17 protein-coding genes are annotated in these 25,813 nt (G+C 42.8%); 7 read left to right on the forward strand and 10 right to left on the reverse strand.

What is annotated here, in order from left to right:
• Positions 1 to 155: 155 nt before the first annotated feature.
• Positions 156 to 608, reverse strand: coding sequence for a hypothetical protein (locus P5683_RS11865; RefSeq protein WP_006624880.1), 453 nt, complete (start codon positions 606 to 608; stop codon positions 156 to 158).
• A 434-nt stretch (positions 609 to 1,042) separates the two neighbouring features.
• Between P5683_RS11865 and P5683_RS11870 the strand changes: the two genes are divergently transcribed.
• Positions 1,043 to 1,852: an SIMPL domain-containing protein gene (locus tag P5683_RS11870; protein ID WP_006624878.1), complete on the forward strand. Its 810-nt coding sequence runs from the start codon at positions 1,043 to 1,045 to the stop codon at positions 1,850 to 1,852.
• A gap of 16 nt (positions 1,853 to 1,868) precedes the next feature.
• Here P5683_RS11870 and P5683_RS11875 read toward each other — a convergent pair whose 3' ends face one another.
• From P5683_RS11875 to P5683_RS11900, 6 genes are all read right to left on the reverse strand, one after another.
• Positions 1,869 to 2,537: an HAS-barrel domain-containing protein gene (locus P5683_RS11875; protein ID WP_006624877.1), complete on the reverse strand. Its 669-nt coding sequence runs from the start codon at positions 2,535 to 2,537 to the stop codon at positions 1,869 to 1,871.
• Positions 2,538 to 2,911: 374 nt separating this feature from the next.
• Positions 2,912 to 3,208: a DUF1830 domain-containing protein gene (locus P5683_RS11880; protein ID WP_006624876.1), complete on the reverse strand. Its 297-nt coding sequence runs from the start codon at positions 3,206 to 3,208 to the stop codon at positions 2,912 to 2,914.
• Between the two features lie 152 nt (positions 3,209 to 3,360).
• Positions 3,361 to 5,082 (reverse strand): iron uptake porin, encoded by a 1,722-nt coding sequence (locus P5683_RS11885; RefSeq protein ID WP_006624875.1) that lies wholly within the window; start codon positions 5,080 to 5,082, stop codon positions 3,361 to 3,363.
• Between the two features lie 34 nt (positions 5,083 to 5,116).
• The gene (locus P5683_RS11890; protein WP_006624874.1) at positions 5,117 to 5,554 is read right to left on the reverse strand and encodes a DUF4079 domain-containing protein; all 438 of its coding nucleotides are present in this window, start codon (positions 5,552 to 5,554) and stop codon (positions 5,117 to 5,119) included.
• 13 nt (positions 5,555 to 5,567) lie between these two features.
• The gene (locus P5683_RS11895; RefSeq protein ID WP_315639891.1) at positions 5,568 to 9,071 is read right to left on the reverse strand and encodes an AAA-like domain-containing protein; all 3,504 of its coding nucleotides are present in this window, start codon (positions 9,069 to 9,071) and stop codon (positions 5,568 to 5,570) included.
• 49 nt (positions 9,072 to 9,120) lie between these two features.
• A complete protein-coding gene (locus P5683_RS11900; RefSeq protein WP_241081019.1) occupies positions 9,121 to 10,791 on the reverse strand; it encodes an AAA-like domain-containing protein in 1,671 nt (556 codons plus the stop codon).
• Positions 10,792 to 10,968: 177 nt separating this feature from the next.
• Here P5683_RS11900 and P5683_RS11905 point away from each other — a divergent pair, with 177 nt between their 5' ends.
• The 3 genes from P5683_RS11905 to P5683_RS11915 all read left to right on the forward strand — a co-directional run bounded on the left by P5683_RS11905 (position 10,969) and on the right by P5683_RS11915 (position 18,603).
• Positions 10,969 to 14,985: a GAF domain-containing protein gene (locus P5683_RS11905; protein WP_315639892.1), complete on the forward strand. Its 4,017-nt coding sequence runs from the start codon at positions 10,969 to 10,971 to the stop codon at positions 14,983 to 14,985.
• Positions 14,978 to 16,114, forward strand: coding sequence for a response regulator (locus tag P5683_RS11910; RefSeq protein WP_006624870.1), 1,137 nt, complete (start codon positions 14,978 to 14,980; stop codon positions 16,112 to 16,114). The genes P5683_RS11905 and P5683_RS11910 overlap by 8 nt, the downstream gene beginning before the upstream one ends.
• Before the next feature lie 530 nt (positions 16,115 to 16,644).
• Positions 16,645 to 18,603, forward strand: coding sequence for a diguanylate cyclase domain-containing protein (locus P5683_RS11915; protein WP_008052254.1), 1,959 nt, complete (start codon positions 16,645 to 16,647; stop codon positions 18,601 to 18,603).
• On the opposite strand, the gene P5683_RS11920 is transcribed toward P5683_RS11915, so the two are convergent.
• From P5683_RS11920 to P5683_RS11930, 3 genes are all read right to left on the reverse strand, one after another.
• Positions 18,584 to 19,678 (reverse strand): tol-pal system YbgF family protein, encoded by a 1,095-nt coding sequence (locus P5683_RS11920; RefSeq protein WP_006668208.1) that lies wholly within the window; start codon positions 19,676 to 19,678, stop codon positions 18,584 to 18,586. The two genes, P5683_RS11915 and P5683_RS11920, sit on opposite strands and share 20 nt — an antisense overlap.
• Positions 19,679 to 19,756: 78 nt before the next feature.
• Positions 19,757 to 20,731, reverse strand: a complete 975-nt coding sequence (locus tag P5683_RS11925; protein ID WP_006624865.1) for a heme o synthase — start codon at positions 20,729 to 20,731, stop codon at positions 19,757 to 19,759.
• 86 nt (positions 20,732 to 20,817) lie between these two features.
• A complete protein-coding gene (locus P5683_RS11930; RefSeq protein ID WP_006624864.1) occupies positions 20,818 to 21,753 on the reverse strand; it encodes a heme A synthase in 936 nt (311 codons plus the stop codon).
• A gap of 114 nt (positions 21,754 to 21,867) precedes the next feature.
• On the opposite strand from P5683_RS11930, the gene P5683_RS11935 reads away from it, so the two are divergent.
• From P5683_RS11935 to P5683_RS11945, 3 genes are all read left to right on the forward strand, one after another.
• Positions 21,868 to 22,905 (forward strand): cytochrome c oxidase subunit II, encoded by a 1,038-nt coding sequence (locus tag P5683_RS11935; protein WP_006624863.1) that lies wholly within the window; start codon positions 21,868 to 21,870, stop codon positions 22,903 to 22,905.
• Positions 22,906 to 22,972: 67 nt separating this feature from the next.
• On the forward strand, positions 22,973 to 24,730 hold the full coding sequence (ctaD, locus tag P5683_RS11940) for a cytochrome c oxidase subunit I (protein WP_008052256.1): 1,758 nt from the start codon (positions 22,973 to 22,975) through the stop codon (positions 24,728 to 24,730).
• 84 nt (positions 24,731 to 24,814) lie between these two features.
• The gene (locus P5683_RS11945) at positions 24,815 to 25,441 is read left to right on the forward strand and encodes a heme-copper oxidase subunit III (RefSeq protein ID WP_006624861.1); all 627 of its coding nucleotides are present in this window, start codon (positions 24,815 to 24,817) and stop codon (positions 25,439 to 25,441) included.
• The last annotated feature ends 372 nt before the right edge of the window (positions 25,442 to 25,813 follow it).

The raw sequence follows: 25,813 nt of genomic DNA on the forward strand, positions 1-25,813 counted from the left end.
TCGTCGCATTGTCCGGGAACAACCGGAAAAATGTCGCGTAAATGTATCAGTTTCCCCTTCCCCAGTGGAGGGTTACTTAGAAACTGGGTTTCTTTTGTCCCCACCCCTGACCCCTCTCCCCAAGAAAGATAGGGGTTTTAAGTGTCTACCTGTCATTATTCCCTAATCTGAGGAAAGTTAAAGTTGCAATTAAGGATGTTGTCCTGTTTCATGCAGGACTTAATCTGGTATGATGATATGGGGATAAATTCACCATCTAAGACAAAATCATCGGCATTCATTACCACCCCCAAAATTTCCTGAGTTTCCCGCAGACGGATGACTGTATCGTTGGCAAATCCATCATTGTTAAAATCAATGAGTAATTGATAATCTAAGTCCTCTTCTGTTAAGCCACCAGTCAAACCAATTTTATCCCCATGAAACCAATCAAAATCAGTGATAACCGGTGCTTCATTGATATTATGAGTGGCATTTTCGACGCTAATAATAAAGACATTTTGGGGATTTGCTCTAATGTAATCTGCCCAGGCTGGCTTAGAAGCCATTAAACTCAAGGGAGGTAAAACAGTTAGCAGGGCTAGGCTGACTAATTGTGAGATAAGCATCACTCGAATTTGACTCTACAATTAGAATCTACGAGGGTGATTATGTGATTTCTGAATCCTAGGTGATACTATCCCAACTTAGACAGGATTAATAAGATTGGCGGTCTCCTAGAAGTGAAGCCCTAGAATCCTTATTCAGCTAGAGTTACAGGAGATAAAAGACTGATTTTTTTATAGGGATGTAAGAGTAGACGGTTAATAAACTGGTTGATGACATTTGGGTTTTCTCTCATCCGAGCGCATAATGGTCGATGAGAACCTTTGTCGAATTTTGGCGGCTGGGGTTTCACTGGTGATTTGGTGCTACCTAGTGGGCTATGGAAAAGCCATGATAAAGGAAATCCCATGTTTATTGATATGTCCTGAATCAAGAACTGATAGGATGAAACAGATAGACGGTTGCTGAACATCTTGGCTATAGCAGCCTGGAAGTTATGCGATTTTTGGGGTTAGCAAACTTTGACACATTTATCCAGCCTATAATTCAGGGGAGAAATACCATCATGAATACAACCCGCTTATCTCGTAATTCTATCAACCCCTGGGGGGCGATCGCTGCTTTATCCTTGGGTTTGGGGTTTATCAGTCTTCCTTTTGTCCCTCCGGTGGTCGCCCAGGAACAAATGGCGAGAACATTAACGGTCAGTGGTGAAGGTATCGTGACTATTCCCACGACGTTAACTCAGGTACAGCTTGGGGTGGAAGTTCAAGGGAGAACAGCCCAAGAGGTTCAGCAAGAAGCGGCTAGACGTACATCAGCGGTGGTAGAATTACTGCGATCGCGCAATGTTGAAAAGTTGGAAACGGCGGGAATTCGCCTCAACCCCAACTATAACCATCGCAATAACCAACGAGAGTTAATCGGCTATAGCGCGACCAATAGCGTGACGTTTCGCCTCAAAACGGAGGAGGTTGGGAACTTACTTGATCAGGCGGTAAATGCTGGCGCTACTCGCATTGATGGTATTAGTTTTGTGGCTGCTGATGCTGATCTGACTGCCGCCCACAAACAAGCCCTACAGTTGGCGACTCAACAAGCCCAGCAACAGGCTGATACTGTGTTAGATACCTTGAACTTGAACCGCCGGGAAATTGTCAATATTCAGATCAATCATATCAGCAGCCCTGTTCCTAGACCGATGATGCGATCGGACGCTTTAGCCAGCGCCCCAGAGGCTTCAACCCCTGTTATTGGAGGGGAACAAGAGGTTAGGGCTTCGGTGACATTACAAATTCGATATTAAATTAATTCTCATACTATTAGGGGTGAATTTGTTTTAAAATCATTCGCAGGCGATCGTAATCATCTTTGAGCAGGACACTAATAGACCGTCCGGCTTCAATTAACCAACTGCGATCGCAATTTCGCTTATGATATATTTCCCGGATAGTTGCTGCCACTAAAGAGTCTACCGGGGCATTCATCACTTGTAGTAAGCTGGCTAAAAAATCCAGGCTTTCGCTAAAATAAACTATGTCCTCCGACTCACACCGATACACAGCTTGATGAATTTGGGGAGGTCGGGGGGGGATATATTGGTAAATCTGTCCCCGTTGTGGTGTGGAACCATTTAGCCCCCCGGAGGTTTTCTCAAAGCCGACAATAGCAGCCTTAAATTCTGTTTTCAACATGGCGAAAATTTGGGGCTGCTGTTCCCGCAATTCTTCCAGGGATAAGCCTAAAGCCCTGGCTCTATGTACGGAGTCAATGGGGCTGGTGGTGGCGTGGTAAACTACGCCATAGACGCGATTATTGGACTCCTCATCAATTGCTGTTACCCAACTACCAAAGGGGGGCATTACTGGAAAACTGAGGTCTTCTGGTTCTAAACACTGGGCTAAAAATTCGGAGGTTGATGTTTCTATCACCTCGGCAAAGTGGTTATGGTGACGGTTGTTGATCTCAAACTGAGGAAAGGGAAGACGCATATTTAATAATTAATAATTAATAATTAATAATTAATAATTGGTTAGAAACCCGGTTTCTCAAAGAAACCGGGTCTCTTGAACTGTGGGGGAGAAACTCGGCTATAGAGAGGATAATGGCGCATCATTCACGAATATATCCACAAAATATCTCTTTTGTCAATAGGGTGACAATGGGACATGGCTGGGGACACTAAAACTCGTGCATCGACATTATGAATAATTAATCATTAATAATTAATAATTAATAATTGGTTAGAAACCGGGTTTCTTGAACTTTGGGGGAGAGAGGGCGGGTTTGGTAATAATGTGACTAACTGCGGAGGCGCGCCCCTACGTTGGTACCGCACCCGTCAACACTGCTGGCTTATGGATTATTAACCGCAGCCAAGGACTAAATGGGGTTCTGCTATTTGATTTTCTTTGGTGGCTAAATCTATACAGGGGACTACTTGTGCGAGGTTTGGCTTTACGCGATCGCCTCGATAAATCTCAAGTTTCGCTTCGGTAACTGCTTCAAAAAGTAAGCGTTCTCCGGGAAAGAGAATGTGTTCAAAGTACCATCCGGGGATATTAGAAATTCGGATAATTTCTAATTTAGTGGTGGCATTTTGATAGTAGCACAAAATGATGTCGGAATAGGTTGGGGGTATGGCATCAAAAATTGGGGACATTGGATAAACCTGGTGTAATTCAGAGACGAATAGGCGAGCTACGATTAGGCTAGGTGGTAAGTGTTAAGATATTGTGAATTTTCTATTCAGATAAAATTGATCAAGGCAGTTTTAGATGTGAGGCAGTGGTTAAGGGGTCTAGCGGATGGGTACTAGAATGTAAAGGTAGTTCTGATCGTGCCAATTACGAGGTCTTGATGTCGATCGCTTTGATTAGGATTAGTAATCAAAATGATACCTGGAGTAATGGAAAGATAATCATTTAACTGATAACGATAAAACCCCTCCAAATGCCAGGATGAGTCAGTGGGAAGGGTACGCCCCAACCTTCCTGAAGCATCAAGATTAGCCAGATATGGTTCCCGACCAATGATCACGCCGCCTAAACTGCCTTCATGGAATAAATCAGGTAATGCCACAGTGATAGCATAGTTCCAAATTTGCCCATCAGCGACACCACGAGCCCTAGCGGCGGTATATCCTCCCCAACCTCCGAGGATAACTTGAGGGTGAACACGCCAAGATAATTGTAGGCCATAAGAATGACTAGAAACGCCTGTGGCGACCCCTAGGGGGTTAAGTCCGTTGGTTAATCCCAGCAGGGAATTAGCTATGCCAGTACCAGTGTAGCCGTTAAAGGCATTGCGGTTAACTTCTCCGGTGGTGCGATTAAAAACGGGGCCATTGTTCTGACCATTATCAAAGCCAAAGTTTCCGGGGGTAAAGTAACTATGGTTATAAGTTAGGGCAAATTGTAGGTTATCTGTGGGGGTAACAGTCAATTGTGCCAGAATGGAAAAATCGCCGTTAAATAAGCCTTGTGATGGTTGTGAATTGGTGGCGGTGGGGGTGAGATATCCGACAGATAGGGATGTGGGACCGAAGATGCTGGTTAAACTGTGATCGCGAAATTCATAATTGATACCAATTCCAGCGCCTCCCCCGAGTCGGTAGATGGGGTTACGTTGACCAAAGGCGCTTAAACTGCCTTTTCCGCCGTCGTAGTCATCAATATAGGGGTTGAGGGTAGGAACAAAATCATCCCAGGTAACTCCTTTGGCGGCGAGGATGAAATAAAGACGATCGCTGACGGGAAATTGATAGAATAGGCGTTCTAGCTGAACTTGATTTTCTGTATCACCGACAATGTTAAAGGTTTGGGTTCCCTCCCCGATAACTCCTCGGTTAAAGCTGGAGGCGTTACCACTTTGTAGGCGGGTCAATAACAAATCTCGTCCGGTAAAACTGGTGTTAAAGTCGAGACGAATGCGATTTTGGAATACGGTTTGATCGGTTCCGGTGTCTTCTCCAAAAGCATCAGTTAGGGCGAAAATTGCCTCCCCTCGCAGTTGAGTAGTGAGGGAAAACTGATTATTCTCGATTTGGTCGAGACGGGTATCTATGCGGCGAATGTCCTGTCGTAATAGGCTTAATTCGGCGGCAAATTCTTCCTGGAGACGTTTAACGGCGAGTAATTCTCCTTGGGTCATACGATCGCTAGTTTCGGCGGCGATGATTTCTGAAATGCGATCGAGACAAGTATTGACTCCGGCCGCAAATTCATAGCGACTTAAGGCCCTATTTCCGCGAAAGGTTCCGTCGGGATAACCTGCTATACAGCCAAATCTTTCTACTAGAGATTGTAAGGCTTGAAAAGCCCAGTCTGTGGGTTGAACGTCGCTAAGTTGGGAAACGGAGGTAACTTGAGATTGTTGGGGCTTTTTTTTGCCTTCCTGGCTGTAACGTTGGAGTTGTTCCCAGGTGTCTGAGGTGGGGAGGTCTGGGTTGGCGATCGCTGTTGATGGTAATATTGTCGCCATGATCTGGAGAACCATCATAGAAAACCACAGGTGTTTAAAACTGTTGCCGTTCATGATTAAGTCAGATTAAGTTTTCGGGCAGGTTAAATTAGGGCAGATATTTTTGAACGACGACCCAACCGCTGAGGGAGACGATCGCAAAACTAAAGAATAGAATAACATTGATGGTAATGTGAAGCGATCGCGCCCAAGATTTTTCTGGGTTAATTTGGTGGGCACTCCAGGCCGAAAGCAAGACTAAAGCCACGACGGTCAAACCAGCCGGAAGATGTACAGAGTGTCCTAGGTTCCCATAGTGACCAATAGTTCCGATGATGCCCACAGCTAACAATAATAGAACTAAAACCACCATAATCATGCCGATCGCATAATGAAGGGGTCGCAACCACAGAGGACGGGAAGCGTTTTGCTGGCTACAGGTGAACATCCAACCCCCTGTCATTGCTAAGATCAGATAAGCGGTGATGGAAAGACCCATAGACCAGGCGGCGATTTTCCATAACCACAAAAAGGAAGGCAGATCCATAGTTATCGTTTCCCTAAAATTCACAAAGACGGCGATCGCTTTTTTCTAACTTCTTGTTGGTGCGTAAATAATCCCCTATCCAACCACAGGCATATTCTAGGGTATTGAGACCTAAGATCTTGTCAATTTGCCATAATGTGATGGTGCCATTACCCCCCCCATTAGCCAGAATTTGGTCATCGGGGCTAAATTCTACGGTTCTGACCATGCCACAGTTTCCCCCCAAATGAACTAAGCTATCACCATAGCGACTCCAGACTCTGACGGTTTGATCGTCACTAGCAGAAGCCAGATATTGTCCATTATTGCTAAAGGTTACTTGAATGACTGTACCCTGATGACCGGATAGGGTCTGGTAAAGGTTATAGGTTTGTGTGGTGGGGTTCCACAGCCATAATTTGACGGTGCGATCGCGACTTCCAGAGGCGATCAGATCACCATCAGGGCTAAACAACACAGACCAGACCCCATCTTGATGGCTATTTAGCCGAGAATGGGATCTACCATCTAAACTCCAGAGTTTGAGGCTATTATCATGGGAACTAGACACCATCATCTCACCATCGGAACGAATATCAACCCCCCAAACCGCCCCGATATGTCCGGTGAAAACCTGGGAAATATTGCCATATTCGTCCCACATTTTTAGGGTATTATCCCAACTCGCTGTCACCAGTTTTTGGCTATCTGGGGTAAATTGCAGCCCCCAAACACTGGCTTGATGGTCGGTGAGGGTACGGTGGACTGAATTTGATGCCAAGTTCCATAGTTTCACAGTACCATCATGGGAACTCGAGGCTAACCATTTACCATTGGGACTAAAGGCGAGTTGGTTGACTCTGGTGATATGACCTGTCAAGGTGGCTAGGGGGTTTCCCATGAAGTCCCATAACTTGATGGTTTGGTCACTAGAAGCAGAAGCCATGACCCCAGAGGTGGCATTAAACACAATATCCCAAATTTCTCCCTCATGAGCCTGAAAGTTTGTCATCAGGGGATGATCGATTTTCCACAGTCGTAAAGTCCGATCCCAAGACCCAGAAACTAGGGTTTGGCTATCGGGACTAAAGGAGACAGCATCAACTTCGCCTTCGTGACCGCGAAATACTTCCCGGGGATAGTAAAGTTGATCTATGGGGCTTTTTTTCCACAATCGCACGGTTTTGTCACGACTCCCAGAGGCGATCAATTTGCCGTCTGGACTAAAGGCAATATCCCAAACTTCATCATCATGGCTTTCGATGCTTTGCCGGATTTCTCCCTGGGTATTGGTGATTTTTATGGTGCGATCGCGACTAGCTGAAACTAGGTGATCAGAGTCGGGACTAAAGGCGATCGCCATCACTTCCCCTTGATGATTTGGCAGGGTTTTTAAGAGGGAACCATCGGAGTTAAAAAGTTCGATAATTCCCGATTCTCCACCAAGGGCGATCATTTCACCATTAGGACTATAGGCGATCGCCCGCCGTGGGATTCCATCATTGCTAAGGGTGGTGAGTAATTCTCCGTTGATTTTCCACAGTTTGGCACTACCATCAAGACTAACTGAGGCGATCAATTCACCATCAAAACTAAAGACGACGGACATCACGGGTTGTTGATGTGCATTCCAGGAATATTCGAGGGTGGGGGGAGTTTGCTTAACATTCCAAACTTGCACATTTCCATCCCGGACACCAACCGCTATTAGGTGATTATCCGGGCTGAAATTAATGGCGATCGTTTCATCTTCAAAGCTGCTTATATTAGCCAAAAGTTCACCATCTGGCTGCCACAGTTTCACCGTTTTATCCTGACCCACAGAAGCAATTAATCTGCCATCAGGACTGAAACTAATATTATAAATGGAACCCCTATGTCCTGAAAAGCGGTTAAACTCTTGAATACTATAAGCCGTTTGTGATAGCACAGACTCAACTTTTGCCTGGATTTCTGCATTAGACCACCACAGCTTATTCAGAGATTTTTTGGCTTTAATTGCTTGTAAAAGTGCCTCTAAAGGACGGTTGAGGGCGAGGAAGGCTTCCGAGGATTGCGTGAGGGCTTGAATTTCGCTAAGTTTCGCTTGTCGATATTGCCAAAATGTCGCCAAACCTAGAATTAATGTAATCGCAAAACCTGCACTAACTGCCCCTAACAGTAATCTTTGCAGTCGGGATGTTTTCTGCTGGGATACCAGTTGCAATTCGATGGTTTTGGCGCGCTCGGCTTCTAGGGCTTTTTTGATTTCTAAAGCATCTAATTCTGTGGAAGCTGACAAAAATTGGTAGTCGTCATCACTGAGGCTTTTATGATGAGACCAATGTTGGGCTTCCTGTAAAGCCTGACCTCTTAATAAACGAGAAACATCGGTTTTTCCTGATTTTATCCAGGCTTCAAATGCTTGAGAATACGGCCTTAACACCATTAATTGCTCTCGCACCCATTCACGATTAAAGATAGCTTGATATATGCGGTTTTTTACTCGAATTTTTCCCTGTTCTTCTACCACTAATCCTGATAACAATAGTTCTATTTGTTCTCGACTATCATCAGCGTTGATATGATGATTATTTAATACCTGTTGATAGATACTCAGTAAGCGTCCAACAAATCGCTGATTATAGAGGATACGATTACTAATAGTTCGCAGGTGTTCCGGTTCGTCTTGAGATTCCCAACGGTCAATAATGTACCGATAGACAATAGACTCGACCCAAAATCCCTCTAATCCATTTAAGATGTCCTGGGCTTCATTTTGGGGGACTATATTCATCATTAATTTACATATTTTTTGGGTGAGAAATGGTTGTCCGTCTGTCCATTTGATAATTTCTCTAATTAGGGTTTTTCCACAACCAAATTTAGCCTCTAAACCTTCGGCTAAAGGTTCGGCTTCTTCTGGGGTAAATCCTGACAGTTTTATGGCTGTACCAATATTAAAAGGGGTGCGAGTGCGATCGCGAATTAAATCCCCCGGAGTTGCTACTCCTAACAACGCAAATGTCAGGCGATTATATTCGGGGTTAGTCGCCCTTTGATTATAGCAAAAGCGAATAAATGCAAAGAAATCATCGGTGGGAAAATTCAGGCTTAATAAATTGTCGATTTCATCAATAAAAATCACTATTTTTTGACAGGAAATATTTGCTAAAACTCCCTGGTCAATAAACTGTTCTAGGCGCTGAACTAACGATAAATCATCATGGTCTTTCCACCATTGTTTATAATCAAATTGATTTCTTAATTTCAAACTCAGCCACAGGTTGACAATAACTCCCTTATACCATTGTTGAGGGTTGATAATTTCCCCCCCTACTTGAGTCATATCTAAGCTGATACAGATAATTTCATCTTGTTGTAAGCGGTGCATAGTCCGCACCATTAAAGATGATTTACCCATCTGGCGCGCATTAAAAATATAACAAAATTCCCCCCCTTTTAAAGCCTGATAAAGTTGATAATCTGAATCTCGCTCTACATAACTAATATGATGTGTGGGTAAACTTCCACCAACTTGATAAATAGATGTATTCATACTACAAAGCCAGGGAGAACCTGGAAAGTCTGGTGATCGGGAATGGTGACTAAAGGGTGATAGTTAGATCCTTAGCAGTTATGCGATCGCGTCCTTGATTTTTGGATTGATATAGTGCTTCATCAGCCGCTTGCATTAAGTAAAAGTGGTTGATGTGGGTTTGGGGAATTATACTAGCTACTCCCATACTCAGGGTAATAATTTTATCCGCACATAAGGAATTTTTATGCACTATATTCAAGAGTTTAATATTTTGGCCAATGGTTTTGGCTAAATTTACAGCCAGCGTTGAGGTGGTTTCTGGTAAAATAATCGCTAATTCTTCCCCCCCATAACGCGCTACTATATCCGTGGAACGATGAAGACTAGATTGGAGAACTTTCGCGACTTTTTGCAAGCACTTATCCCCCGCAATATGTCCATAAGTATCATTATACAGCTTAAAGCAGTCAATATCACACAAAATTATCGAAATAACTTCCCCTGTATAACTATGTTTTTGCCATTGTTTTTCTAAATAGGAAAACAGAAAACGACGATTGGAGACTTGGGTTAAATCATCTATATTGGCGAGTTTCTCAAGTTCCTGATTCATGGCTTCTAATTGATGCAGGCGAGAATATTCATTAAATATTCCCTGTTCATACAAGTATTTAAAATACTGGCGATAGAGTTGACAACTGGCGATCGCTTGATTTCCTTCTAGCCTGACTAACCCCAAACTCTCCAATTTATAAGCTGCAATGGGTTCGACTATTATCCCGTCATTAGACATCACAATCAACTGTAAAATTTGTAATAGTTCTGCTTGGTCTTTAAGAATCGCTAATTGTTCGCACAAATGTTGATGATAAATCCCCCCTTGAGTATAGGCTTCGCTGATAATTTTTTGGAGGCGATCGCTTATGCTTTTTTTATCATTATCTGGGGTGACTACCAGATGATATAAAGCTAACCTAACTAAGTAGGGATGACCTCCCACCATATCCATTAATGACGTGACTAAATTGCCATCAGTATCCTCTATCCCATGACGTTTAGCTAAATCTTTCACCTGTTCTTGTGTGAAAAATGGCAGTCGGATCGGGAGTCCTACATTAAAGGGAGATTGATTTAATTTTAGGGGAATATAAACCTCCGTTGAATGTACCATAACTAATCGCAATTTTTGCATTTCTTCCGATTGCTTGGCTTCCTCATGCCAGGAGCGCAACATCGGCAAAAACTCCCCCGCCACTTGGGGATACTCAAACAGATAGTTAACTTCATTAATGGTTATAATCAGAGGTGAGTCGATTAAATTTAGCAAGTATTTTAGATAAATTGTACAGCTAACTTTACTGCCGATATCTTCATCCCAATAGTCATCTAACCTAGATGGTAAATTTAGGAAATGACCGACATTAGCACAAAACCACCGCAAAAAACGTTTCAGATCTGATAAAATTGAGGCTTCAGTTTGTCTTAAATCTAAGTTGACTATATAATAATTATTCTGTTTACCATAAGACAAGATTCTTTGCAACAGAGAACTTTTACCCATTTTCCTAGGCGCACGAATACGGATCACACTTCCCGGTTTCTGTATTTCTCGGTAGGCTAGTTCTTCAATAGACGGGTGATCAATATAAAAGGGTGAATTCAGGGGTACAGGATCATTAGGGTACTCAAATTCCATATCTAAAATAGGTAAGGCTTTGCCGTTCATAGTAATTATCATAATATATACTAAGGTGTTGATCATGTATAAACAGTTTGACCCCCAAAATCTGGGTGACATCAGAAACCATATATTGGTATAAATACTGGTACAATGGTAATTATCCATAACTCTGGGGTGAATTGGGGTTCGCAGATCTTTCCTGTCAACTATTACTCAAGAGAAGCTGAGAATGTTATGAACTACGGATCCTTTAATATTCTCCTGGTAACAAATGATCCTGTTTACGAAGGCCAACTCCGACAGTTGCTAAAATTTATGCGATCGCTTTCTGTTAAATTAGAGCGATACTCCCCCGCCTTGGAGTCCTTAGAGTATAATTTCCCTGAATATTATCTTTATATTATCGATTATACTACATATTCCCTCCCAGATTGGATTCATCGGGTACTACCTATCCCAGTTATTGCCTTAGTTGACAACTCAGAGGCGGGTCTAGCTGCTTTGAATATGGGTGCTACAGATTATCTGCCCAAAAATCGACTTATTCTTGAGGAAATAGAGCGATCGCTAAGATTAAGTTTAGCTTTAGGTAAAGCCCATAATCCCCCAATTGACTGCTCCGCAGAAAATTGTAATATTACCCATTTATATCACAACCCAAAATTCATAAAAACCATAATTAATAGTTTTCCAAAATTGATATATATTTATGATGTCAAAAGCTTGAAAAATATTTATGTAAATCAACAATTAATTAAGATACTTGGTTTGACACCAGAAGATTTACACAATTTGGGCGATCGCTTTTATTGGGAGCAGATCCACCCCGATGATTTACCTATATTAGAAACCATATTAGAGCAAGTTTCAGCCTTATCAGAGGGTGAAGTTTTAGATATTGAATACCGCCTACGCCATAAAAATGGCTCCTATCGCTGGCTGCGATCGCAAGAAGTGCCATTTACCAAAGATGCCAATGGTCTGGCTGTACAAGTCTTAGGAACCGCCCAAGATATTACTTCCCACAAACTCATAGAATCCCAACTGCAAGAAAGCGAAGCTCGTTTACAAATAATTTTTAATAGTATTTCTGACAGTATTTTAATGGTAGATTGCCAAGGGATAATTCATGCGGTTAATCCCGCCGGATTAAATTTATTTGGGCGCACTTCAGAAGAGTTAATTAACCACCATTTGGGATTACCAATAACCGTGGGAAATGTAGCAGAATTAGGAATTATTAACCCCAAACGGGGACTGGTCATGGTAGAAATGACTGTGGCTGAAACTGAGTGGTTACAACGACCGTTTTATGTAGTTTGTTTTCGGGATATTACAGAGCGATGTAAAACCCAAGAAGCTCTACAGGAAAGTGAAGAGAGATTTAGCCAAGTAGTTAATCATATTCAAGATGTTTTCTGGCTGACCAGTCCTAGGGGAGACAAGTTGTTTTATATCAGTCCAGCCTACGAAAAAATTTGGGGTCGTAGTTGTCAGAGTGTTTATGATGATCCTGGCTCCTGGTTAGAAGCAGTACATCCTGATGATTTACAGTCGGTAATCGTCAATTTTTCCGACCAAGAATATGCTCAATCTAGCTTTATAGAATATCGCATATTTAGACCTAATGGTGATGTTTTGTGGATTTGCGATCGGGCTTTCCCTATTAAGAATGAGCGCGGTGATGTGGTTAGAGTTGCTCGCATTGCTGAAGATATTACTAACCGGAAAAAAACCGAAGAACACCTACGCCAACAGGCGGAAAGAGAGCATCTTCTTTATCAACTAACCCTCCATATTAGTCAATCTCTCAATCTTGATGATATTCTGCAAAATACAGTTAATGAGTTGCGTCACTTACTTAACTTAGATCGGGTGTTGATTCTCCGCTGTCATGACCAAAACTTAGCCACTGTTACCCATGAATCAATTGTGCCAGGAATTGAGACAATTCGGGGCTGTAAATATCAGGATTATTTGTATAATCATGGTCAACAAGATAGCCAAAAAGAACCATTAATTATCTATGATGATGATGCTAATCTTAGAGCCTTTTCTCCGCAGCATTATTCCTTTAATCTGCAAGCAAAATCTCGGATTTCTGTACCAATTTATCAGGGAGATAATTTATGGGGTCTGTTAATTGTCCATCATGTAGCACGTCTGCGAAACTGGGCAAATTGGGAAATTCAGCTTCTTAAACAATTGGCAACCCAATTGGCGATCGCTATTTACCAAGCCGAACTTTATCATCAGTTACAAGTAGAATTAAATGACCGAACTCAAGCCGAGGAAGCCTTGCGAGAAAGCCTAGTCAGGGAAATGGCAATTACCCAACTCATTCAACAGATTAGTCAAACCTTAGAACTAGATCGGATTTTTGACAATACTACCAAAGATGTACAACAAATTTTACAATGTGATAGCGTCGTGATTCATCAATTCAATAACCCTGACAATTACTACCACCATTTATTATTACCAGATTTGCGAATTATATCCGCGAAAAAGAACCAAGAAACTCCCCATATTAAACTGGTAGTAAAGCATCTTAGATCCGGTCAAGTGGTCATGGCTGATAGTCACCAAGATAGCAGCATTTCAGCCAGTCAGATTAAACTATTAAAAACTCTCAATATTCACGCATATTTAGGAGTTCCTGTCTATGTAGGCGACACCCTATGGGGTATGTTAGCCACTTACCAAAAACAACCCCGTAAATGGCTCCACCATGAAGTAAAATTACTCACCCAAATTGCTCGACAGTTAGGAGTTGCTATCTACCAAGCCGAACTATTTACCCAACTTCAACAAGCCAAAGAAGCCGCCGACACCGCCAACCGCGCCAAAAGCGAATTTTTAGCTAATATGAGTCATGAACTGCGTACTCCTCTCAATGCTATTCTGGGTTTTACCCAACTTTTGGGGCAAAATTCTGGTCTGACTTCCCAACAACAAGACTATCTACAAATTATCCAACAATCAGGAAAATATCTATTATCCCTAATTAATGAAGTCCTGGATTTATCCAAAATAGAAGCGGGAACAGTAACCTTAAATCCCACCAATTTTAACCTGAGAACTTTGCTAGAACGGATTAATACCATGCTCCAAATTAAGGCAAGTTCTAAGAATTTAGTTCTGGATATACAGTTAGATCAAGATATTCCGGATTATGTCAAAACTGATGAATCAAAACTTCGGCAAGTTTTGGTCAATTTACTAGATAATGCTATCAAGTTTACCGATGCTGGTTATGTCACCCTGCGCGGATCATTTGTTAGCTCTGTTAGCCAACTTTATTTTGAGGTAGAAGATACCGGACCTGGTATTACTCCCGACGAACAAGAACGCTTATTTCAACCATTTGTACAAACCGATGTGGGTCGCAGACATCAACAAGGTACTGGTCTGGGTTTAGCAATTTCTCAGCAATATGTTAATTTAATGGGGGGCAAAATTACCATTGTTAGTGTGGTAGATGGTGGGGCAAAATTTATGTTTAATCTCCCCGTTGAAGTGATTAACTCCGAAAATATTGACCTCGAATATCTCCCAGAAGAAGAATTAACTATCGATGATATTAGCTGCATTAATCTCGCTCCTAATCAACCAAATTATCGGATTTTATTGGTAGAAGATAATTTTAACCATCGCCAACTATTAGTTAATATTTTAACTCCCTTGGGTTTTCAAATACAAGAAGCAGAAAATGGTCAACAGGCTTTGGATTTATGGCAACTGTGGCATCCACACCTAATTTTAATGGATATGAGAATGCCAGTGATGGACGGTTATCAAGCTACCCAACAGATTAGACAAACTCCACAGGGTCAGTCTACCATCATTATTGCCATTACCGCTCATGCTTTTGAGTCAGAGCGATCGTCAATTCTGGCGACAGGCTGTAATGACTTAATTCATAAACCTTTTAATATTAAAACCCTTCTTGATTGCATTAGTGTCAATCTTGGGGTAAACTATATTTATGCAAAATCTATCTCTAACTCTCGTTCCTCAACTCAGTTAGGGCCTCCTCGCTTAACTACAAAGGATATTGCTATTTTAGACCATCAATGGATTCAACAGTTCTATCGAGCAGCTATGGCAGCTAGGGAGTCTCAACTTAGGGATTTAATTGCTGAAATTCCTCCAGATAATACGGTAATTATTCAAGCTTTAACTTGGTATGTTAATCATCTTTACTTTGACCAAATTATTGATTTAATGGAGCCATATACCCATGAATAATGTAGCAGTTAATCAAAATAAAGGAGATATTTTAATTGTCGATGATAAACCCGAAAATTTACAGTTTTTATTTACCATGTTAACTGAAAATGGTTATGATGTTCGGCGGGTTATTAACGGTAAACAAGCCATAAATGTAGCTTTATTTGACCCCCCAGATTTGATTTTACTGGATATCATGATGCCTAATTTAAACGGCTATGAGGTTTGTAAAATCCTTAAAGAACAACCCGAAACTCAGGATATTCCTATCATTTTTTTAAGTGCGCTTAAAGATGTATCAGAAAAGGTGAAAGGCTTTAATGTGGGAGGGGTTGATTATATTTCTAAGCCTTTTGAATTACTGGAAATTTTGGCTAGGGTTGAAAATCAACTTACTATTGTGCGCCAAAAGCGACAACTAGCCGAACAAAATGCACGCCTAGAACAACTAAATCAACAACTACTCAGATCTAATCAGGAACTTGAACAATTTGCTTCTGTGGTATCCCATGACCTACAGCAACCTCTGACTAGCTTAAAGGCTTTTGCTCAATTACTCCAGATTGAATGTCATGATGAATTGAGAGAAAAACCTAGAGAATATGTTAATCATATTATTAATGCGTCAATTCGGATGCAAACGATGATTCAAGATTTATTGATTTATTGTGGTTGTGATACACATTCTCCTAATTTAGAATTAATTGATTGCAACCAATTATTAGCCCAGATACTGATAGATTTAAGATTGGAAATCGATAAAAACAATGCGACTATTCAATATGATAATTTTCCCAAAATAAAAGCTAATCATATTCATCTAACAGAAGTATTCCAAAATCTCATTAGTAATGCCATTAAATATCGTTCTGATGATTTAGCACCATCAATCAATATCTCCTGTCAAGAAACTGACACTAACTGGATATTTTGTTGTGCTGATAATGGTATTGGTATTGAATCGAAAGATTTTGAGAATATCTTTAAAATCTTTACCCGTCTACATACATTCAAAAAGTATCCCGGTACAGGTATCGGTTTATCCATTTGTAAAAAAATCATTGAAAGCTATGGGGGCAAAATTTGGCTAGAGTCCAACCCCGGAGTCGGCACACAGTTTTACTTTACTTTCCCCAAATTTAAATAAATAGTTGCATTTTGTTAAGACCATTGGGTGATTGCAACTACCCTATTGACAGCCCCACACAGCCTATGCCAGTATTGAAATGTTAAATGACTTCGGTTTAATAGCCACCACAAACAATCTCAAATGTTTATTAAGAAATTGGCTTTTTCTAACATTTTTTGCTAATAAAAATTGCCTAATACTTGATAGCGCTACAAGGAATGTGCCGCAAGTGGGCCGAATCTCTGACAGCTTTTTCGATCAATATCTGTATCTAGCCGTCCTCTCTGTCTTACTTACTTATCTATTTTTCAAATTCTGGGATGTGACACTGTAATAATGCTATCGATTTTGGGAATACTATATATATTATGGATTGTCAAATTTATCAAAAGCCAAAGGTGTTTGTTTGAAACCCATTTCTTTTGTGTTGAGTAAACTGCCAACAATTTGACCAAAAATCTGGGTTGATAGACATCGCCATTTAAGTTTTTCCGCGATACTCAAAATCTGGATTTTGGCTAATTATTAGATTTTGAGTAGGGTGACTTATGAATCAGTTAATGGAAGACCGAAGTAAAATCCTATGGATTGCCGGAAATGTGGGAAATGATAATCATAGTTTACCACAAAGTATCTTGCAAAATAATGGATATGAAGTTCATCTGGTTATAGGATTAAAACCAGCTTATAATGCCATTCAATCATGGCCATTAAATTTAATTCTGTTAGACAGTAAATTACATGATGGAGATAGCTATGAGTTATGTAATTGGCTAAAATCGAAAGCAAAATTTCAAAAAATACCAGTTATTATCATGGAAAGCAGGGGTGATTTGTTGAATAAGCATACGGTTTTTGATGTGGGTGCGGCGGATTATCTCACCCAACCTTTCCATGAACAAGAAATGCTGAAACGCATAGGATATCAAATTACTCTACAGCGTCAGAAACACCAAATCAAAGAACAGGATTTAGGTTTAAATTTTGAAAGTCATAAATCGGAAATAGCGAAGTTAGCTTTAGAAAAACAAAGGGCTTTACTAAGGATGGTAATTGATGCTAATCCCAATCTGATTTTTATTAAAGATTGGGATGGAAGGTTTACTTTGGCTAATCGTGCCACGGCGAATTTATATGAAACTACTGTAGATAATATGATGGGCAAAACCCATTCAGACTTGAATCATAAGCAGTATAACAATGATTATATTTTGGCAAGCGATCGCGAAATTATGACTTCTGGTAAACCGCGACTAATTGCCGCGGAACCCGTGAGGTTAAATAATGGAGAAGTTCGTTGGTTTCAGACCAACAAAATACCGTTAATTGGTAATGATGGTCAAACCCCATATTTATTGGTAGTTTCCACAGATATCACGGAACGTCAGGAAGCAGAACAAGAACTATGGAGTCATGCGGAACGGGAAAGAATGTTAAGGGCAATTGTCCAAAGCCTTCATGAATGTATAGATTTAGAACAAGTTTTAGAATGTACTGTTAATCAAATTCGGGAATTTCTTGTGAGCGATCGCGCTTTAATTTATCGCCTAGAAAATGATGGCAATTATCGGGTAGTTATGGAGTCAGTATCCCCCCCTTGGCAACCTTTGTTAGGAACGACAATTAACTACTCTGGTTTATCGGAAGTTATCACGGAGATGGCTGCTGCTAATTATCTAAAAATTTGGTCTATATCTAATGTTGATAAAGCCAATATTCCCATCAATTTACGGAATAAATTAGATGGGTTACAAGTGAAGTCTAAGCTCATTTTACCGATTATTCATCGCCACCCAGATTTGCGGTCACAGCCAACTGAATCCCCCAATTGTTTATGGGGTTTACTGGTCATTCATCAGTGCGATAATACCCGAGGTTGGCAACCGGAGGAAATCGAAGCGTTGCGGTCTATTGCTACTCCCATTGCTGTAGCTATTCAACAGGGAGAATTACACGCGAAATTGCAAACAGTTAATCAAGAATTGGAACGCCTAGCCAGCCTAGACGGATTAACCGGAGTGGCGAATCGGCGACAGTTCGATCTGCACTTAAAAAGGGAATGGCAAAGGTTATTAAGGGAAACTGCACCCATATCTGTGATTATGTGTGATGTAGACTTTTTTAAAGCCTATAATGACACCTACGGCCACCAGATGGGGGATGAATGCCTTAAACAAATTGCGAAAATCTTAGAAAATTGTGCCCAACGTTCTACGGATCTTGCTAGTCGCTATGGCGGGGAAGAATTTGTGATAGTATTACCTAATACTGGGATTAAGGGAGCATTACAGGTAGCTGATAAAATTCAACATCAGATCAGAGCCCTAGAAATTGAACATCAGAAATCGGAGGTTTCCGGCTATGTGACTCTCTCGTTGGGGGTTGCTTGTCAAGTCCCCAATCACGATCGCAGTCCAGAATCATTAATTAAACTAGCTGATGCTGCGCTTTATGAAGCGAAAAGTAAAGGCCGTAATTGCATAATTGCTAATGCTGAGACCATTTAAGAAAAAGCAAGCCACTATAAAGCTGAAAGGCTGGGTCCCAGGGAGTCTCGGACTGTCGTTCTAAATCGATATAAGATTTAATCCTACTGAGAAGTTGTGTATAATCCAAGACGGTTTCAGCAAAAGCGGTAAATTCTGACGAGACTGGTATATTGTCCAGGTTTTGATTAAACCTATCTAATAAACTATTCCACTGAAGACGTGAAGTTTGTTTATTTTCGGCTGTTGACAACTGAATACCCTGATGAAAATCTAATGTGACATCACAAAACCTGATAATGGAATGACGACCTGGTAAATGCAGATCATGGATTTTGGCATAGTCCTGGGTAACTTCCTTGTGGCGAAAGCGATCGCCTCTACTGCGGCGAGGATCATAATCCATAGTTTCGGCAAATAAAGGTAATAAACCTTCGACACGGTGGCTAACTTCGGACCAATTCAAATTTAACATTCCCAGGCGATCGCTTTCATCCAAACAAACCACCCCCAATTGTGGATACAGAGATTGCACATAACAGACCCGAAAAACGTGCAATTTTTCCAGGTCAGTTAAAGACACCCAAAACACGGGAATATTAGCCGATCGCATTTCTTGACCATACACCCCCAACTCTCCCATTTCTCCAGTCTTATAAAGTCGCCATCCTTTACTTTGTAACTGCATCCGAGCGCTATAGGCATCAGTTTTGAGAATCCGTGCCAAAGTTTTGGCAGCCTCTGGCTTATCTTCTGGCGCAATAGGTTCTAATATCAAAACTCCCGGTTCACAATTGCGGGGATTAGTCTTAGCATCTGCGATCGCATTTTGGCGGCGTTGTTGTTCAATAGCTTCTAACCGCTTGACCCCCTGACGCGCCTGGTCAATAACTTTAGGATTGGTGGTAGTTTTCAGTAATTTTCGATAAACCTTTTCAGCGGACGCTAATTTATCGGTCGCCTCATACCAGCGTCCGATATAAAACTGTACCCAGGGATTTTGGGGCGATTCCTTTTGTAATTTTTTAAGTAATTTCGCCGCCTCTCGATAGTCTTGACTCTCCAAGGCGGCGACGACTTGATCAATTTCTTTCATATCAGGACAAAAACCCCTACCCCCGGTCAGGTCGGGAATAGGGGAATGAATCAATTGTCAACGGTCAACGGTGAACTGTCAACTATTAACTCCCATCCAAGTTTGCCAAGTGTGCGCGACAGCCATAGTCATCTCATGGGTAGCAGGGAGACTATCAACCACCATACCCGCACAGAGTAGCATCAGATACAGAATAGAATACTTGAATAGCGATCGCGCCACATCACGGTTATGGGGAGTTTGGAGTAATTCCCAGGCTTTCTGGAGAAAAACTGCCCCCAACCCCAAAGCGATCGCCCCATAAACCCAGCCACTGGTATGGAGGGGATAAACCAATAACAGACTGGTAGGAATCAAAACCAGACTATAAATCCAAATTTGTTGTGCTGTGAGTTCATCTCCCTCAATAACTGGCAGCATAGGGACACCGACATCCTGGTATTCATCGCGGATCATAATAGCCAAGGCCCAAAAATGGGGAGGAGTCCATAAAAAGATAATCACAAACAGCAACCAGGCGGCCCAACTCAAATCTCCGGTAACTGCTGCCCATCCTACCAGGGGAGGGATAGCCCCGGCTGCGCCGCCAATGACAATATTTTGGGTACTGTGGCGCTTCAGCCAGTGGGTGTAAATTGCCACATAGAAGACAATACCGGACATAGCCAATAAAGCAGCCAGGAGGTTAGCAAAAACAGTTAGGAGGGTAAAAGAAGCAATCGCTAAAGCGATCGCAAAAATCATGGCATCGCGAGGCTTAACCCGTCCCGAAGGAATAGGCCGCCAGCGGGTACGTTCCATAATATAGTCAATATCACTGTCGTAAAGACAGTTAATGGTATTAGCAGCCCCAGAAGCTAAGGTTCCCCCCACCATAGTCACCAACAGCAGCAGAGGATCAACTTCCCCTTCTGCAGCCAACCACATTCCCGCCGCCGTTGTAATCAGCAATAACAAAATAATTCGAGGTTTAGTAAGTTGATAGTAGCTTTTCAGCACTTGTAGCGGGTTATTGTGGTGTCGAGATGAGTTAGTCTGAATAATCTCTTGCATGGATCAATTGGTTATGAGTAGTTAATCAGAACACCGAGCCCATATTTCCGGGATAATGGCCCTAGTCCTTGGTCAATTAAATCGAGTTATATCCCCAAAAATCGGCGATTTTCCTGGGGAGACACTTGGCGATCGCGGCATCCCAAAACAGTGAGAGCGACTAAAATGCCTAATAGTATAGCTCCCATGCCCTGATGGGCGATCGTGAGAGGTTCAACCTGTAAATGTAGCTTAAAGGTTGCCACACCTAACAAAATTTGTGCAATCACACAAAGACCCGCCCCTAATGCCAATCGTCGTATCATCGGATTAAGGGCAGAAGTACGCCTAGCTAAAGTCACCACAAAAAGAGTCATCAAAGTAGGCGGGACTACTCCCAGGATATGACCATTCATCACCCCGCACAGTTGAGAAGCACCAAAACACTGATGCAAAGCCCACTGAGAAGCGACCAAGCCACCTAAGAGGCTTTGGAGATATACCAGGACAGCAGCAGCCAGACTCACCCAGGGCAAATATCCAGCATTACCAGTTCCCTGATAAGGCATCAGAGTAAAAGCGATCGCCATTAGGGTCGAGAAAAATAATAACGCAGTTCCCAGATGAGCCGTAACGATATCAAACCGCAATAGTTCAGTCACAGTCAAACCACCGAGAACCCCCTGAAACACCACCAGAAACAGGGCGAAAGTAGAAGCCCAAGGCATCCAGCCCGGAAGATGTTGTCGATGCCACCAGGATAAACCCACTAAGTAGGTTGTACCCAAACCAATTAGGCCGGCATCGAGTCGGTGAAACCATTCTAAGAAAACTTGCAAATTCATCTGAGCCGTAGGAACCAGTTGACCATAACACAAAGGCCAATCCGGGCAAGCCAATCCGGCATTCATCACCCTAGTAGCACTACCAACAGCCATCAGTAGCCAAGTAGCGATACATAGCTTCCACACCAGGCGGCGAATTTTTTCTTGAGGAAGTTGTTGGGTTGAGATTTGGTCAGTCTGATAGACAGTATTGGTCATGAGTCTCACACCTAGTCAATGGCATAATTTTGACTTATCTGCCCCAACTGTGCAACTTTCACTCTCCGCCGCCCTGGGTCATCTGTGCAGTTTGGTCAATTGCTGTAAGATAGGATGGCGATAGAACTTTTACAGCAGGGGGTTTTCGTGAACATTCCTAGCTCAATCTGGACTTTGTTAGTCGGGATTGCCATTACTCTGATTAGCCTCTGGTATGGTCAGAACCATGACTTATTACCTGTAGCAGCTTCTCCCGAAGCAGCAGAGGTCGATCAACTTTTTGATTTGATGATGACCATTGCCTTTGGTTTGGTGCTATTAGTTGAGGGGGCTTTAGTCGTCTCCTTAATTCGGTTCCGTCGCCGTCCCGGAGACAATACCGACGGCCCCCCTATTCATGGCAATATTCCCCTAGAAATTGTGTGGACGGCAATTCCAGCAGTTATCGTTTTGGGGATCGGAATTTATAGTTTCGACATATATAACCAAATGGGGGGACTAGACCCTATGGCATCGGGTTCCCATTCCATGGCGGATCACGCTAAGATGTCGGGAGCAGCGATCGCCGCTTCTTTATCTGATGCAGAAGATATCACCCCAGGAGGTCAGCAAATCTCCCTAGGGATTGGTGCATCTCCCTCACGAATAGGCTCACCTGCCGATATAACTATTGATGTTAATGGTCTTCAATATGCCTGGATCTTTAACTATCAAAATCAAGGGGTAATTTCCGGCGAACTTCATGTAGCCGCTGGTCAGGAAGTGCAATTAAACATCAGCGCCCAAGATGTGATTCACGCCTTATGGGTTCCTGAACTCCGCCTTAAACAAGACGCTATCCCCGGACGCACAACCGAACTGAGGTTTACAGCCAACCAAGTCGGAACCTATAATGTAGTTTGTGCCGAACTCTGTGGCGGTTATCACGGAGCCATGCGGACAGCAATGGTAGTTCATACCCCCGAAGAATTTGAAGCCTGGGTAGCAGAAAATAGCTTTGCTAACAACCCAGACCAACAACCCACCGTAGCCACTAATCCCAGGGATATGTCCGAGGGTGAATTTCTCGCCCCTTATGTGGCACAAATGGGGATTGAGCAGCATAATGCGATCGCACAGTTGCGACATCACCATGGGGTTGTCGGACTTTAGCGCCCAAATCTCATCATTTCCTGAACACATAGCCCCAACTCAGGTTAACCCTTTCACTGTTTGATATATGGCTCAAGCACAAATAAACATCACAGGCGACTCAGCCATGAGTAACCAAGAGGGAGAACGTCGCCCTCTGGACTTTTTCGGCTTCAGCACCGACCATAAAGTGATCGGGATTCAATATCTGGTCACCTCCTTTATCTTTTATCTAATTGGCGGGTTTATGGCTGGTATAGTCCGCACCGAACTAGCCACCCCCGACCCGGATCTGGTCGATCCAGAAATGTATAACAGTCTATTCACCGTCCACGGAACGATCATGATCTTCCTGTGGATCGTCCCGGCGGGGGCAGGATTTGCCAATTATCTAATTCCGCTGATGATTGGAGCCAGGGATATGGCTTTTCCGAAACTTAACGCCGTCGCCTTCTGGCTAATTCCCCCCGGCGGACTGCTATTATTAGCCAGTTTCCTCATCGAAGCGCCCCAAGCGGGTTGGACCTCCTATCCTCCCCTCAGTTTAGTGACAGGTAAAGTCGGCGAAGAAATTTGGATTCTCAGTATTTTGCTATTGGGAACCTCATCAATTTTAGGAGCCGTCAACTTCTCCGTCACCATCTTTAAAATGCGTATACCCACCATGGGGCTAAATGATATGCCCCTTATGTGTTGGGCAATGATAGCAGCTTCCGCCCTGATTTTACTCTCCACCCCCGTCCTCGCCGCCGCCTTGATTTTGCTCTCCTTTGACCTATTGGCGGGAACCAATTTCTTTAACCCCACCGGAGGCGGCGACCCTGTGGTTTACCAGCACTTATTTTGGTTTTACTCACACCCGGCGGTTTACATCATGATTCTGCCCTTTTTTGGGCTGATCTCCGATATTCTCCCCGTTCATGCGCGTAAGCCGATTTTTGGTTATCAGGCGATCGCCTATTCTAGTCTCGCCATTAGTTTCCTCGGCTTAATTGTCTGGGCGCACCATATGTTCACCAGCGGGACTCCCGGTTGGCTGCGGATGTTCTTTATGATCACCACCATGATCATCGCCGTTCCCACCGGAATTAAAGTCTTTGGTTGGCTGGCCACCATTTGGGGAGGCAAACTCCGCCTCAATAGCGCCATGTTGTTCGCCATGGGTTTTATTGCTACCTTTGTCATTGGTGGCGTAACAGGAATCATGGTCGCTTCCGTACCCTTTGATATCCACGTCCACGACACCTACTTTATCGTGGCCCACTTTCACTATGTCTTATTTGGCGGCGCAGTATTTGGTATTTTTGCCGGAATTTACCACTGGTTCCCCAAAATGACCGGGCGCATGATGAATGAAAATTGGGGTATTGTTCACTTTGTGCTGACCTTAATTGGCGCTAACATGACCTTTATGCCCATGCACATTTTGGGACTGCAAGGAATGCCCCGTCGGGTTGCCATGTATGACCCCCGATTTACAGAACTCAATGTGGTTTGTACCATTGGTACTTACATTCTGGCGGTTTCTACTTTTCCCTTTATCATCAATGCCGTTTGGAGTTGGCTAAAAGGTCCCAAAGCACCCGGAAACCCCTGGGATGCTTTAACCCTGGAATGGATGACCTCTTCTCCTCCCCCCATTGAGAATTTCCACACCACCCCAGTATTGAGAACTGGACCCTACGACTATGGTATGAAGAAAACCTTGTCAATTCGTGCGCGTCTCAAAGAAATGGCTAGTGGTGTACCCCCCCGCAATAAAGAAATCGGGGTTCCCGTTTCCGAGGCGCAGTCTTCATCATTACTAGGAGATATCCAGGATTCTGATTCTGACAATCATCCCTAGAAATTCCTAATTTAAGCGGTCGGACTTCCTCTCAAGTTCGGCCGTGATTAGCAGTTTGTATTACACAACTTGGATTAGAATTTCATGCAATTTACATCAGTTGACAAGTCCCAAACTACTACCAACTTAGCTACAGAGGCGATCGCTTCTTCAGGGCAGCACCATGAGGAACACCCAGATCATCGTATTCTAGGGGTCGTCGTTTTCCTAGTCGCAGAAAGCATGATCTTTCTAGGGATGTTTTCTGCTTATTTAATTTATCGCGCCATGTCCGCACAGTGGCCCCCAGAAGGCATTGAACGGGAACTACTCTTACCCGGAATTAATACCCTCATCCTGATTTCTAGTAGCTTTGTCATGAATCGCGGCAACAAAGCCATTAAAAACGATGACCAAGCCGGTTTACGGGTCTGGTTCGCCGCCACTGCTATCATGGGCGCTATCTTTTTGGCTGGTCAGGTTTATGAATACAGTAACTTAGAGTTTGGGTTAACTACTAACCTTTACGCCAGTTGCTTTTATGTGTTAACTGCCTTTCACGGTTTGCACGTAACTTTCGGCGTTCTCCTCATTAGTGGCGTGTTGGTACGTTCCGCCAAAGATGGACACTACACCAAAGATTCCCACTTTGGCCCCGAAGCCGCAGAACTATATTGGCACTTTGTTGATGTCATCTGGATTATTCTGTTTATCCTGCTTTATTTGCTGTGAGCCTATAGCACAGTTAATGTATTTTGTCAACCCCCATTACAGGGGTTTTTTTAATTATTGGATCTCACCTAGCGCGATTTTCGTCGTTTTAGTTAAGATAGGGCTGAAGCTGGAGCTTAATTTAATCGCAGATTAGTTGAACCAATTAGGGCGATGCGCTACAATACCAAGTATGGGTGCGAGACCTTCGGGTATGAAATAGAGCTGAAATGGGCGAAATAACTACCCGGTGAGGACTTCAACCCCTTGGTTGATTGGGTCGCATCCCTGACCATCCCATAACACAGCCTGATTTTTTGGCCCACCTTCGAGACTGCCAATATGGCCAGTCAGGTGAAGCGTCTAATCAGGTCTAAGACTGCCCGCGCCATT

The organism is Limnospira sp. PMC 1279.21, assembly GCF_032349615.1.
In the GTDB taxonomy this organism is placed as follows: domain Bacteria; phylum Cyanobacteriota; class Cyanobacteriia; order Cyanobacteriales; family Microcoleaceae; genus Limnospira; species Limnospira fusiformis.

What these genes read in the sequence shown, in the direction of transcription:
- P5683_RS11930 (WP_006624864.1), bottom strand. Translation starts at nt 21,753, where the DNA reads ATGACCAATACTGTCTATCAGACTGACCAAATCTCAACCCAACAACTT.
- P5683_RS11880 (WP_006624876.1), bottom strand. Translation starts at nt 3,208, where the DNA reads ATGTCCCCAATTTTTGATGCCATACCCCCAACCTATTCCGACATCATT.
- ctaD (WP_008052256.1), top strand. Translation starts at nt 22,973, where the DNA reads ATGGCTCAAGCACAAATAAACATCACAGGCGACTCAGCCATGAGTAAC.
- P5683_RS11870 (WP_006624878.1), top strand. Translation starts at nt 1,043, where the DNA reads ATGCGATTTTTGGGGTTAGCAAACTTTGACACATTTATCCAGCCTATA.
- P5683_RS11920 (WP_006668208.1), bottom strand. Translation starts at nt 19,678, where the DNA reads ATGAAAGAAATTGATCAAGTCGTCGCCGCCTTGGAGAGTCAAGACTAT.
- P5683_RS11910 (WP_006624870.1), top strand. Translation starts at nt 14,978, where the DNA reads ATGAATAATGTAGCAGTTAATCAAAATAAAGGAGATATTTTAATTGTC.
- P5683_RS11945 (WP_006624861.1), top strand. Translation starts at nt 24,815, where the DNA reads ATGCAATTTACATCAGTTGACAAGTCCCAAACTACTACCAACTTAGCT.
- P5683_RS11895 (WP_315639891.1), bottom strand. Translation starts at nt 9,071, where the DNA reads ATGAATACATCTATTTATCAAGTTGGTGGAAGTTTACCCACACATCAT.
- P5683_RS11865 (WP_006624880.1), bottom strand. Translation starts at nt 608, where the DNA reads ATGCTTATCTCACAATTAGTCAGCCTAGCCCTGCTAACTGTTTTACCT.
- P5683_RS11905 (WP_315639892.1), top strand. Translation starts at nt 10,969, where the DNA reads ATGAACTACGGATCCTTTAATATTCTCCTGGTAACAAATGATCCTGTT.
- P5683_RS11885 (WP_006624875.1), bottom strand. Translation starts at nt 5,082, where the DNA reads ATGAACGGCAACAGTTTTAAACACCTGTGGTTTTCTATGATGGTTCTC.
- P5683_RS11915 (WP_008052254.1), top strand. Translation starts at nt 16,645, where the DNA reads ATGAATCAGTTAATGGAAGACCGAAGTAAAATCCTATGGATTGCCGGA.
- P5683_RS11935 (WP_006624863.1), top strand. Translation starts at nt 21,868, where the DNA reads ATGGCGATAGAACTTTTACAGCAGGGGGTTTTCGTGAACATTCCTAGC.
- P5683_RS11900 (WP_241081019.1), bottom strand. Translation starts at nt 10,791, where the DNA reads ATGATAATTACTATGAACGGCAAAGCCTTACCTATTTTAGATATGGAA.
- P5683_RS11875 (WP_006624877.1), bottom strand. Translation starts at nt 2,537, where the DNA reads ATGCGTCTTCCCTTTCCTCAGTTTGAGATCAACAACCGTCACCATAAC.
- P5683_RS11925 (WP_006624865.1), bottom strand. Translation starts at nt 20,731, where the DNA reads ATGCAAGAGATTATTCAGACTAACTCATCTCGACACCACAATAACCCG.
- P5683_RS11890 (WP_006624874.1), bottom strand. Translation starts at nt 5,554, where the DNA reads ATGGATCTGCCTTCCTTTTTGTGGTTATGGAAAATCGCCGCCTGGTCT.